Below are 11648 nucleotides of genomic sequence, written 5' to 3'. Positions count from 1 at the left end.
ACCCTTATGCTAGAAAGGCATTTGGCGATTTTTGTCAATTGTTTTTGATCTAGAGCGAACTAATCAATTAAGTCTCTTGCCGGATAAGGATTTAGTCAATTTATGCCCCCCTATGGAACCATACCAAGTAACGAAGAACCTATTTTTGTCATTTTTAGACGATAACTGTAAGTGATTAATAACTACTTTCTTTAACTCGCTCTTATTTGTTTCTTGAATTTCAATACAAGCATCCTGACTAAGGGATATTTCTTGAATAAAATCCCATTTTTCTAAAGCTTGGTGAAACTCTTGTCTAAGGGAAAATATTTCTTTTTTTGAGTTAGACTTACTCATTCTCTGCTAAATAGATATGGTTGGTTAAAATTTCTCCAGATTTCTGCACAGAGTTGATAACTTCTTTAAAGTTACGAAAATAAACACCATATTGACTGGTTCCATAATCAATAATTTTATCACCCGTGAAAAAGTAAACTCCTAAGTCTTCTTTAGCAATTGAAATTTCTGGATTTAAATTTTTTAATTGATTATCTTCAATAATTTTTGTGACATCAACATCATAACTTTTTAAGGTATGAAGATAAACATAATTGTTGAGAATATCGGTTAAAATCGGGCTATGGGTGGTGATTAAAACTCGATTATCATGCTCGGTGACAAATTGAACTAAAATATCCATTAAGCGAATTTGATTTTCGGGATGCAAATTAACTTCTGGTTCATCTATCATCAAAAAATTGTTTTTTTCCTTGGCCCAATATTTGAGATAAAGATACAAGAGAGTCAATTGATTTACCGAAGATGAAGCTAAATACATCGGTAAATCTTTGGTTTCATCGAATTTAAAAGAAAATTGAATAGGTGCGATCGATTCCAGACTAGAAACCGTGATTTCTCCTCCCATTAATCCGCTCATCTTTTCAATCAGAGAATTATAAACTGAATTAATTTCTTTCTTGGTATTGAGAGAATAAAGCGACTCAATCACCTTATTCATTGGTTCTGTATAAGACCTTTTGGGTAATTGTTCTTGAAGACGTTTGAATAATATATTTTTATTAGTATCAACATCATCATCAATATTTTCTATTAATTCTTGCAATCGACGATTATACTCACTTCTTTTATTTCTCTCTATCTCATAAATGTACTGGTAGAAAACAGGGAAAAAGCTACGACTAGCGGGGATAAAAAAAGTATCTTGTGTCTGAGACAAAAGCACTCTTATTATTGACGAAATAATTACTGATTCCTTGGATGGTTTAGCTCTCTCAAAAAAGTCTCTGGGTATTTTATCAAATACTTTCTCAGGTATATTAGGTTCTTTTATATTTATTGTTAGGCTACCTTTGCCCTTGCTAATCTGTAAATACTCCAGATCATTATTTCCTGGAACACTAATCAAAAAAGTTGTTTTAAATTTCGTCTCTTTAAATTCTTTGATATTTGCTTGAAAAATTAATTTATTGGAACCAATAATCGTTTCTTTAATACTGGCATCAAGATTATAAGTATTAACAACTTCTTTTTCAATAAACTGGCTAAATTTATTGAGAATCTCATCGATTAATTCTTGATTGATCGTAATTTTTTTAATAGGTTTTTCCGAGTCAATTCCTAAAGAATCAATTTGGGTATTTTCGTAAAACTTTCTAATATTGTCATGATTAAAAATTGTCCATAAAAGCTGAGAAACTAGGGTTTTGCCACTATTATTGTAGCCAATAAAAGTGTAAAACTTCTTAGTTAAATCTATAGCTTGATTATTATTTCTAATTGATCCCAAATTCTTGATCAGTAGTTCCATATTATTTTTACCAATCACACCGAGAGAATAACTAATTTTTTAAAGGTGGACAAAATGTCCACCCTTAAAACTATTGTAAACTGCTAGTTAACTGACTTTTGGCCTTAGCTAAAGCTTCGCTTAACTTACTAGCATCCCGTCCCCCAGCTTGAGCTAAATTGGGACGACCACCACCACCACCAGCGCAGATTTTAGCGATCGCACCGATAAATTTACCCGCTTGTAAACCCCGATCTTTAATCACCTGGGGACTAAAAGCGGCCACTAAACTCACTTTATCAGCTGCGGGAGTCGAGGCCAAAACCACTGCCCCTTCCCCTAATTTTTGCTGTAGTCTTTCGGCTGCGGCCATCAAAGCATTAGCATCAATATCGCCCAAAGAAGCGACTAATAGCTTAAATTCGCCGATAGATTCGGCTTGAGATAGCAAAGCATCCGATTTATTTAGGGCTAACTCCTGTTTAATCGTTTCTAACTGCTTTTGTGTCCCCTTTAACTCTGATTGTAGGGCCGTAATGCGATCGGGAATTTCCAGAGGTTTGACCTTAAAGCGATCGCACAAGTCCCGCACCACCTGATCCCGTTCATTCAGGTATGCTAACACGGCAGGGCCGGCCACCGCTTCGATGCGACGAATTCCCGCGGCGATTCCCGTCTCGGAGATGATTTTAAATAAACCGATCTCGGCGGTATTTTTAACGTGAGTTCCCCCGCATAATTCCATAGAAACGCTAGGAATATCGATGACTCGCACTTCTGAGCCGTATTTCTCGCCAAACATGGCAATAGCTCCCTTCTGCTTCGCTTCTTCCAATCCCATCACCGCTATCTCGGTGTCATGCGCTTCGGCAATCCAAGTGTTAATCTGTTCTTCCACCTGTTGCAATTCAGCGCTAGTCAGGGGACGAGGACAGTTAAAATCAAAACGGAGGCGATCGAAATTGACGAGGGAACCTGCTTGGGAAATCCCCCCATCGACAAGCTTTTTCAGGGCCGATTGTAGCAGATGGGTGGCGGTATGATTAGCTTGGGCGCGACGACGACAGGAGCGATCGATCTGAGCATTAATTGTATCGCCAGTGGTGACAATTCCCCGCTCAATCCGACCAAAATGGATAAAAATCCCCGATTCTTTCTGCACATCCTCAACGCGGATAACCAGATTATCGCCGGTTAAATAACCCTTGTCACCGATTTGTCCACCCGATTCGGCATAAAAAGGGGTTTTATCGAGAACTACCTGCACCTCAGTGCCTGATGCGGCCGATTCCACCGTTTTACCGGCGACCAAAACTGCCGTTACTGTTGCGGTTGCTTGCAAATCCGTATAACCGAGAAATTCCGTCGGGTGAATATGTTCCGCCAGCTTATCTAAACTGCCCTGTACCGTCAAATCTATGGTTTCGTGGGCGGCTTTTGATCTTTGCTGCTGTTTTTTCATTTCTTGCTCGAAACCCGCCGTATCGACGCTTAAACCCTGCTCCTCGGCGATTTCTTGAGTGAGTTCGAGGGGGAAGCCATAGGTATCATAAAGGGTAAAGGCATCGACTCCCGAAATCTGGCTTTTTTCTTTTTCTAGAATCGATTCGAGCAGTTTCTCGCCTCTTTCTAGGGTTTCTAAAAATCTCGCTTCCTCTCGCTCTAATTCTGCCTTGATCACCGTTTCTCGTTCCCGAACATTGCCATAGACGGACTCGGAAAGAGCGATCGCAACTTCCGCCACTTTGGTGATAAATTGACCTTCAATACCGATTAAACGCCCGTGCCGTACTACTCTCCGAATCAGACGACGCAGGACGTAACCTCTGTCAGTATTCGATGCTGAGATACCATCCGCTATCATGTGTACTACCGAACGCACATGATCGCCGATGACTTTTAGGGAAACTTTCGTTTTTTCGTCCGCTTTCTGGTAGTCTATCGCTGCTAACCGGGCCGCTTCGGCGACAATCGGGAAAATTAGGTCAGTTTCGTAGTTATTGGCGACTTTTTGCAGTATTTGCGCCATCCGTTCCAAACCCATCCCCGTATCGATATTTTTATTCGCTAGGGGTGTCAGATTGCCATCCGCGTCGCGGTTATACTGCATGAAGACGAGGTTATAAAACTCGATAAAACGGCTATCATCCTCTAAATCGATGGTTTTATCCCCTAATTCTGGGTGAAAATCGTAGTAAATTTCCGAACAGGGACCACAGGGACCCGTGGGACCCGATACCCAAAAGTTATCCTCTTCGCCCATTTTTTGGATACGATGGGCAGGAATACCGATTTTATCGCGCCAGATAGCGAAAGCTTCCTCATCCTCCCTAAAGACACTAACGACTAATCTTTCCGGGGGAAGGTCAAAAACTTCTGTGGACAATTCCCAGGCCCAGGCGATCGCTTGTTCTTTAAAATAATCACCAAAGCTAAAATTGCCCAACATCTCAAAAAAAGTATGATGTCTAGCAGTCCGGCCGACATTTTCGATATCGTTGGTGCGAATACATTTTTGGGAAGTGGTAGCGCGGGGAAATTCTGGGGTCTTTTGCCCTAAGAAAATCGGTTTAAAAGGGAGCATTCCCGCAATAGTCAGCAAAACGGTGGGGTCTTCTGGGACTAGAGAGGCACTAGGGAGAATTTTATGGTTTCTGGCCGCAAAAAAGTCTAAAAATCGCTGGCGAATCTCGCTTCCGCTTAGGTGGTTACTCATAGAAGATGTCAGTTAGTCAGAAAATGCCTATTTTATCCATTGTGGCATTTTTGCGTTTTAACTCTCCACCTTTACTCTCGCGCCGCTTGTCGGATTTGTTCTAAGTCTAAATCCAAAGCTTGAGCGATTTGTTCCACACTTAAACCCAAAGCAAGCAAACGGGGAATAGATTCCAGTTTAGCCTCTAGTTTTCCTCGCTCTAGTCCTCGCTCTAGTCCTTGTTCGAGTCCTTCCCGTTTAGTTGCTTCCTTCCATTCCTGATAGGTTTGAGATAAGGTCATAAACACCTCTCTATCCTCAGTTTCTAGGATGTTATTTATTTCCATACTAACCCGCCAACTAATTAATAATTCCAGTACATTTTCCCGGAAAGCATTACCTTGAGGTAATTCTAACAATTCTCGCACCGCTTGGTTTTGAGTTTTTCCCCGTCCCAATAATCTTAACCAAAGAGTCTCAGGAGTCACAGGCAATTGATTAATAGCGATAATTGCCGTGCGATAAAGCGAGGGAAAAAAATAGACTCCTTCTGGCCAATCTGGGTCTAATTTTGCCCCAAATCCTTCTAAAAGAGTCAGACTAGCGGAAGGGGATAAAATCCACAAACGAGGGGCATTGTCTTCATTGTAGCTCTGATTTTCTCGTTTAGCTTGTCTTTGCAGTTCGGACAAAATCGTCAAAAGTTTCGCTAAACAATTGCGAATCTCGCTACGGTTGGGAGGATTGCGATAGGGTTCAATTAAGACAGTATTAAGGACAATTCTGCCTAATAATCCCAGATAATTGCGGTTTGGTTCGGGATTGGGGGAAAAAAATAAATCTATCTGTCGGGTTTCGTCACTGACTTCTTTACTGATTTCGACGATTCCCAAGGGAGAAAGTAATTGTTCAAGGTAATTTTTGGCAAATTGGTCATGGGGTTTCATGGAGTTTCCTGAATAGCTTGTCGGACTTGTTCTAAGTCTAAATCCAAAGCTTGAGCGATTTGTTCCACACTTAAACCCAAAGCAAGCAAACGGGGAATAGATTCCAGTTTTGCTTCCTGTCGTCCTTCCTGTCGTCCTTCCTGTCGTCCTTCCTGTCGTCCTTCCTGTCGTCCTTCCTGTCGTCCTTCCTGTCGTCCTTCCCGTTTAGTTGCTTCCTTCCATTCCTGATAGGTTTGAGATAAGGTCATAAACACCTCTCTATCCTCAGTTTCTAGGATGTTATTTATTTCCATTTCCCGGAAAGCATTACCTTGAGGTAATTCTAACAATTCTCGCACCGCTTGGTCTTGAGTTTTTCCCCGTCCTAATAGTCTTAACCAAAGAGTCTCAGGAGTCACAGGCAATTGATTAATAGCGATAATTGCCGTGCGATAAAGCGAGGGAAAAAAATAGACTCCTTCTGGCCAATCTGGGTCTAATTTTGCCCCAAATCCTTCTAAAACAGTGATACCAGCGGAAGGGGATAAAATCCACAAACGAGGGGCATTGTCTTCATTGTAGCTCTGATTTTCTCGTTTAGCTTGTCTTTGCAGTTCGGACAAAATTGTCAAAAGTTTCGCTAAACAATTGCGAATCTCGCTACGGTTGGGAGGATTGCGATAGGGTTCAATTAAGACAGTATTAAGGACAATTCTGCCTAATAATCCCAGATAATTGCGGTTTTGCTCGGCATTGGGGGAAAAAAATAAATCTATCTGTCGGGTTTCGTCGCTGACTTCTTTGCTGATTTCGACGGTTCCCAAGGGAGAAAGTAATTGTTCAAGGTAATTTTTGGCAAATTGGTCATGGGGTTTCATGGACTGAGCAGTTAATCGATAATTTTCAATTGTATAGTTATTAAAAAAGTGGGTTTAAATAACCCACTTCTCAAGGGATGATTGGTAGTTTTTGGGATCGGAATTTTCAAACTGTGCCAGAAACTATGAGCAGCCATGGCAATTATTCTCCTTGTCAATAGTCAGCAATTGCAAGATTATACTACCTCTTCGAGAAAATCATAAATTTTGTCTAATTGTTCCAAGGTCACTAAACCGTACTGCCAGAGAATCATCGGTAAATGAATTTTATCAGATTGGATCGAGCGCTCGGCCATAGCGATCGATTCTTGGGGAAGGGACAATTCCTCTTGTAGAAATTGTCGGAATTGGGAATAGGCAATCGTGGACATAGGGGGATTTTTTTCCTCAATAGTATAGTATATCTCGTGATTTTAACAAAACACTACCTGATCGGTTTCAAGGACAGTTAGTCTCGCGACCGTTTTTTCTGTATCTAAGCTATCTCGATGATAGAGAGCGCTTTCCTAAAAATCGCTGGCTCTCTTAAGATAGTCCCGTTAGATCGAGCAGAATTTTGTCTCTGTTTAATCTATAGCAAGGGTAAAGATTATTCAATCTATGACTTGATAGACTATAAAAATCTTAATCGATATGGTTAGATTTTAAACAGTATAAATGCGTAATAGCTTCTAAAAGCCATACTTATATTTCCAGACAAGGGACACCTTCTATAAGAAAGTTAACACCATTTTCAAAAATCAAGGTCTTGAGATAGACTCAATCTTAATTTTATCTCCTTCTTTCACTCCTAATTCTTTCGCTCGACCCCCAGCTAGTTCGATCACTTGATTAACCATGGTGTTTGGCCCATAGACAGGACAAGGATCCACAGCACAAGGGGGGACATTCAGCAAAACTGCTTTTACTATATCATCTTTTAGAAAAATCATGTCTAGAGGAATCGAGACATTTTTCATCCAAAACCCTGCCATCAGAGGTTGTGCAAAGGGAAATAGCATACCGCGATTTTTCTCCAAAGACGAGCGATACATTAAACCCTTGGCCTGTTGTTCCGGGGTTTGAGCCACTTCTAACTCAATCATCTCACCATTAATATTTGCTTTGGCCGTGATCGGTAATATTTGCCCTTGATTCTCAGTCGTAATCTGAGCCATCGAACTATTATTACCATTGAGATTAGTCGATTGACAACTCAGCAGCAACAAACCTAAAAATAATATTAACTTGATCTTGAGCATAAATGATTTTTTACCAGTCATCACCAATAGTTATCAATACTTAATTTTTCTAGTATAAGTGGAGAATTAATCAGATAAAACGTTAACACAAAGTAGCGGCGGCAAATATAAAGATATTATTAAAAATATCTAGCATGGGGTTGAGCATCCTTCCTTGAGGAGAGGGGCGGGCTTACTAGAACATATATACTAAGAAAGTTCTCAAATTTATTTGCCGATTTTTCCCCGCAATTTTGCCCTAGTCTGGCTGCAGTCGATCGCCTTCGTAGGTTAAAATACCATTGATCTGTTGATCGATTATTGTAGGCTCAGGAGCAATCACCATGACCGCAGAAAGTATGTTATTTAATGGGGCGATCGTGGCGATCGTTCTCGTCCTCGTCGGATTAGCTTGGGGTTTTCTTCTCCTCAAAATCCAAGGTGGAGAAGCGGAATAGCTTGTTTTTCGGTTCATGGTTACTTTACTTAGTAGTCATGAACTACTTTTTTCCCATCAAAAGTAATTAAGAGAAAATCAATAACTAAAATTTTATACCCACACCCATGAACACTCCCACGATCGAGTTTTTTGTCGGTTTATCAGAAGAATTAAGCGGTGTTAGTCTCCGCAAAAATAAAAGTACCGGGATTCGCAATGTCCTGATGACTTTTAAAACCCTGAAAGCGATCGAACGTTTCCAAAGTTTCACCACCCGTACCTACGGCGATCTCCGTCTCACCGATGAGGAAGGAGTGATTATAGTTATTCCCAACTCGACTAAGTTTATCTTTGGAGGAGATGAAGGGGATGAAATTCAACGGGTAGAATGTGGTTTTGAAATCACCGATGAACACTGGGAGCGTTTTCTGCGCTTTATGAATCGTTATGCGGCAGCCAACGGGATGGGGTATCAGGATAAGTGAGAAGTGGGGTGATGGGGAGTGGGGTGTGGGGTGTAGGGTGTGGGGTGTAGGGAAGGAAACCTCTTTCATCTGTGGGGGTGAAAATTTTTTCATCGGGACTGACAACCGACTCCTGAATTCTGATAGTTAAAAACGAGCTAAAATAAGGATAAATTTAGTCAAGAAACCATGAAAATAGCGATTACTGGGGCGACGGGATTTGTGGGTAGTCGGTTAGTGGTCAAACTCTATGATCGCGACGATGACATCCTAATTTTGACGCGCAATCCCGATAAAACCCGAAGAATTTACCCAAAGTCAATCTATCCTAAGATAGAGATTATTCCCTATATCGCCACAGAATCGGGGGATTGGCAAAAAGAGATTTCCGGATGTGACGCGGTGATTAATCTAGCGGGAGAACCGATTTCGGAACGCTGGACCGGTGAAGCAAAACAGGCAATCGTCGCTAGTCGGGAAATCGGCACCGAGAAAATTGTCGAGGCGATCTCGCGTAGCGAGCGCGTTGCGACCGCACTGGCGGACCAGAAACCGAAAGTTTTAATTAACTCCTCGGCGATCGGTTACTATGGAACCAGTGAAACCGCTAGTTTTGACGAAAATAGCCCTCCCGGTGACGATTTTCTGGCAGATGTCTGTAAAAAGTGGGAAAAAGCCGCCCAAAAAGTTAAAGATTACGGCACTCGTTTAGTCATTCTTCGCACGGGTATTGTTTTAGGCAATGGGGGTGCTTTAGGGAAAATGATCCCACCCTTCAAACTGTTTGCCGGCGGACCGATTGGCAGCGGTCGTCAGTGGTTTTCTTGGATTCATCGGGATGATTTAATTAATTTAATTATCTATTGTCTCGATCGCCCAGAAATTAGCGGCACTTTCAACGCTACTGCACCCAATCCCGTCCGGATGAAGGAATTCTGTCAGATTTTAGGGGAAGTAATGAATCGTCCTTCTTGGTTGCCAGTGCCAGATTTTGCCCTCGAAATTCTCTTGGGAGAAGGAGCAAAAATCGTCTTAGAAGGTCAAGAAGTGCTGCCAAAAGCCACACAAGCGCTCGGTTTTGACTATCGTTATCCTAATCTAGAAGCGGCCTTAGAGGAAATCGTCCCGAAAATGTAGAAAGCTGATACACTGGGGGCAACAATTCTAGATACCAGTAATCTATTATGAATTCTTCCGAGCCGACAGAAAATTTCTGTTTTTGTACTTTAGCTCTTAGAGAAAAGTATCAGCAATTAACTAAAACTTTGGCTGAAGATTTACAAAAATACGCTCCTCAGATCAAGATCGTGGTGGGAACTGATGCCCCTCAGTATTTTGATAATGTTCCGAATGTTATTGCCTTCAAGCATAATCAAAAAGGAATTTTGCACTGTTATAATGATAAACGCTTTGTCTTGGCTGAAAGTTTAAAATTATTTCCGACAGCTATCTTTATCGATGCGGATACAAGACTAATAGAATCATTACCAGACAATCTTGATTTTACTCCAGGTATCGTTGGTTGTCATCAGAGTATGGTTGAGCATAATAAAAAATATCGTCCTCGGGATTTACCTAATTTAATCAGGGTTTCTGAAAAACTAGGAATTCCGAGTGAACAAGTAAATTGGATTGGAGAGTCTTTATTTATAGTCACTAGAGATGGAGGGAAAGAGCAAGAGTTTTTGCATTTTTGGGGGAAGATAGCACTCTATTTAGAAATGAAAGGAAGGCACAGTGGCGAAGGCAGTATTATGGGACTAGCGGCAGCAAAAGTCGGGTGGACAGTAGATATCAGTGAAGCTTGGTTAATCCTCAAAAACAAAAGCAATCACCTTGATGTCAGTTATCAACCTCCCATTAAAAAAGATTTTTGGCAACCTCTCCAAAAAAGACTAGGTTATCATTATCGTCTCAATTTAGCCCGACTGAATGCCCTAAAAAACTACGATTTTTACTATCGCTAATCTATTTTTCACTCCAGACGGGATGGGAGAATAAAGAGGCAGCCACTCTCACCCCGCGCAGTTGATTTAACAGGGGTAAATGACCCACGGGAGCGCTTAAATCCCAGATAAATTCTTGGGGGTATTTTGTCCAATTATTGCCATTTTTCCAGCCAATTTTCGGCCAGAGTTTCGGGAAATCTTGACCGACACCGAGCCATAATTTGCGCTGTACCGACCAACCGAATTTTCCTTCCGAATGAACTAACCAAAGATGATCAATAGTCTGAATATCTACACCGGGAAAAGCTTCTACTTCCGTAAAATAGACCCATTTCCTCTGTATTGCTCCTTCTCCTGCTAATTCACAGAGTTTTTGACGGGTGAGACTATCAGCAGTTTGAAAATCCTGTTTAGCCAATAATTCCTGTAAAAGTCGATAATCGATACCTTTAGCACTATCGAGGGGAACAACACCCGTGGGGAAATAATTAGCTAAAAATTCCTTGCTCTGATCGCTATTATCTTGGTATAGCAATTGATAAGCCTTACCTGTCACCAGATTAACAGGAGTGGGCTGCTTGGCCAACAAAAAATCTCTTAATACAGTTAGGCCAACTTCTCCGGCCCCGGCTAATTGTGTCAGGATTTGTAATTGATTTTTCGGCGACTCGGTGGCTAATTGACTCATCTTACGGGTAATATCCTCGCTTTGTTCTTCTACTAACACGCCATTCTGGTCAGTCATATCATCACTTTTAAGACCACTCCTTCAATACTATTACCACTATTTCGGGGTCGCTGCTCAATTTTTTCCTGACAAAAAAGGGATTTTTAGCGGGTGGTTGATCGTACACTGAATAACCAGTCCAAATGATAACGGTATAATGTTGATACCAAATTGTCATTTTAACCCGCGTGTTACCCAGCGCGGGTTATAGCAAAGAACTGATTAGCCCGAGACTCGATCGCAAAATGAACAGATAAGGCATCTCTCCCCTGATCAGTAATCTCAAATCGGCGGCGAGATCTAACAGAACAAAAAGTAACACACCGAGTAGTGATCCGATAGTAGTGGTGAGCTACCTTGCTTATCTAGCCTGAGTTGTGTAGAATATTGACTAATAAAAATAATTACCTGATAAATGTCAATAATTTGCTTTTTATGATTGCTGTTTTTATCAAAATCTTCTCTGGGATTATTAAATTTTGGTTGGATGGCGATGAAGATTTAGAACATAATCTTCTAACAAAAGATTCACCAGCTTCAATATTTCGTTGTCCTAAATGTGGT

At 41.1% G+C, this 11648-nt stretch carries 12 protein-coding genes; 4 read left to right on the top strand and 8 right to left on the bottom strand.

Annotated features, from left to right (window positions below):
* Positions 1-63 precede the first annotated feature (63 nt).
* The 7 genes from IM479_RS06365 to IM479_RS06335 all read right to left on the bottom strand — a co-directional run bounded on the left by IM479_RS06365 (position 64) and on the right by IM479_RS06335 (position 7547).
* Complete coding sequence (locus IM479_RS06365) at positions 64-336, bottom strand: hypothetical protein (protein ID WP_287685852.1); 273 nt, start codon at positions 334-336, stop codon at positions 64-66.
* Positions 329-1807 (bottom strand): AAA family ATPase, encoded by a 1479-nt coding sequence (locus IM479_RS06360; RefSeq protein ID WP_287685854.1) that lies wholly within the window; start codon positions 1805-1807, stop codon positions 329-331. The genes IM479_RS06365 and IM479_RS06360 overlap by 8 nt, the downstream gene beginning before the upstream one ends.
* A 70-nt stretch (positions 1808-1877) precedes the next feature.
* Entirely contained in the window at positions 1878-4502 is a 2625-nt protein-coding gene (gene alaS, locus IM479_RS06355) for an alanine--tRNA ligase (protein ID WP_287685856.1), read from the bottom strand.
* A gap of 71 nt (positions 4503-4573) precedes the next feature.
* Positions 4574-5428, bottom strand: a complete 855-nt coding sequence (locus IM479_RS06350; protein ID WP_287685858.1) for an RpnC/YadD family protein — start codon at positions 5426-5428, stop codon at positions 4574-4576.
* The gene (locus IM479_RS06345) at positions 5425-6285 is read right to left on the bottom strand and encodes an RpnC/YadD family protein (RefSeq protein WP_287685859.1); all 861 of its coding nucleotides are present in this window, start codon (positions 6283-6285) and stop codon (positions 5425-5427) included. Before IM479_RS06345 ends, IM479_RS06350 begins: the two co-directional genes overlap by 4 nt.
* Positions 6286-6461: 176 nt before the next feature.
* Complete coding sequence (locus IM479_RS06340) at positions 6462-6656, bottom strand: DUF2949 domain-containing protein (RefSeq protein ID WP_002732568.1); 195 nt, start codon at positions 6654-6656, stop codon at positions 6462-6464.
* A 369-nt stretch (positions 6657-7025) separates the two neighbouring features.
* Complete coding sequence (locus IM479_RS06335) at positions 7026-7547, bottom strand: DUF192 domain-containing protein (RefSeq protein ID WP_287685861.1); 522 nt, start codon at positions 7545-7547, stop codon at positions 7026-7028.
* A 302-nt stretch (positions 7548-7849) separates the two neighbouring features.
* Here IM479_RS06335 and petM point away from each other — a divergent pair, with 302 nt between their 5' ends.
* The 4 genes from petM (at position 7850) to IM479_RS06315 (ending at position 10375) form a co-directional block, all read left to right on the top strand.
* Positions 7850-7963 carry a cytochrome b6-f complex subunit PetM gene (petM, locus tag IM479_RS06330; RefSeq protein WP_012265655.1) on the top strand — a complete coding sequence of 38 codons (114 nt, stop codon included), beginning with the start codon at positions 7850-7852 and terminating at the stop codon, positions 7961-7963.
* A 106-nt stretch (positions 7964-8069) separates the two neighbouring features.
* Positions 8070-8429, top strand: a complete 360-nt coding sequence (gene psb28 / locus IM479_RS06325) for a photosystem II reaction center protein Psb28 (RefSeq protein ID WP_286823580.1) — start codon at positions 8070-8072, stop codon at positions 8427-8429.
* Between the two features lie 168 nt (positions 8430-8597).
* The gene (thyD, locus tag IM479_RS06320) at positions 8598-9545 is read left to right on the top strand and encodes a thylakoid membrane protein ThyD (RefSeq protein ID WP_287685863.1); all 948 of its coding nucleotides are present in this window, start codon (positions 8598-8600) and stop codon (positions 9543-9545) included.
* A gap of 44 nt (positions 9546-9589) precedes the next feature.
* Positions 9590-10375, top strand: coding sequence for a hypothetical protein (locus IM479_RS06315; protein WP_353737566.1), 786 nt, complete (start codon positions 9590-9592; stop codon positions 10373-10375).
* 1 nt (position 10376) lies between these two features.
* Here the strand turns inward: IM479_RS06315 and IM479_RS06310 are convergent, their stop codons facing one another.
* Positions 10377-11102: a GUN4 domain-containing protein gene (locus IM479_RS06310; protein ID WP_287685867.1), complete on the bottom strand. Its 726-nt coding sequence runs from the start codon at positions 11100-11102 to the stop codon at positions 10377-10379.
* Positions 11103-11648 lie beyond the last annotated feature (546 nt).

Source organism: Microcystis sp. M165S2 (assembly GCF_020245885.1).
Classification (GTDB): domain Bacteria; phylum Cyanobacteriota; class Cyanobacteriia; order Cyanobacteriales; family Microcystaceae; genus Microcystis.
This window is presented reverse-complemented; position numbering and strand designations above follow the sequence as displayed.

Coding starts and splice junctions, on each gene's coding strand:
- IM479_RS06365 (WP_287685852.1), bottom strand. CDS start 336: ATGAGTAAGTCTAACTCAAAAAAAGAAATATTTTCCCTTAGACAAGAG.
- IM479_RS06360 (WP_287685854.1), bottom strand. CDS start 1,807: ATGGAACTACTGATCAAGAATTTGGGATCAATTAGAAATAATAATCAA.
- alaS (WP_287685856.1), bottom strand. CDS start 4,502: ATGAGTAACCACCTAAGCGGAAGCGAGATTCGCCAGCGATTTTTAGAC.
- IM479_RS06350 (WP_287685858.1), bottom strand. CDS start 5,428: ATGAAACCCCATGACCAATTTGCCAAAAATTACCTTGAACAATTACTT.
- IM479_RS06345 (WP_287685859.1), bottom strand. CDS start 6,285: ATGAAACCCCATGACCAATTTGCCAAAAATTACCTTGAACAATTACTT.
- IM479_RS06340 (WP_002732568.1), bottom strand. CDS start 6,656: ATGTCCACGATTGCCTATTCCCAATTCCGACAATTTCTACAAGAGGAA.
- IM479_RS06335 (WP_287685861.1), bottom strand. CDS start 7,547: ATGACTGGTAAAAAATCATTTATGCTCAAGATCAAGTTAATATTATTT.
- petM (WP_012265655.1), top strand. CDS start 7,850: ATGACCGCAGAAAGTATGTTATTTAATGGGGCGATCGTGGCGATCGTT.
- psb28 (WP_286823580.1), top strand. CDS start 8,070: ATGAACACTCCCACGATCGAGTTTTTTGTCGGTTTATCAGAAGAATTA.
- thyD (WP_287685863.1), top strand. CDS start 8,598: ATGAAAATAGCGATTACTGGGGCGACGGGATTTGTGGGTAGTCGGTTA.
- IM479_RS06310 (WP_287685867.1), bottom strand. CDS start 11,102: ATGACTGACCAGAATGGCGTGTTAGTAGAAGAACAAAGCGAGGATATT.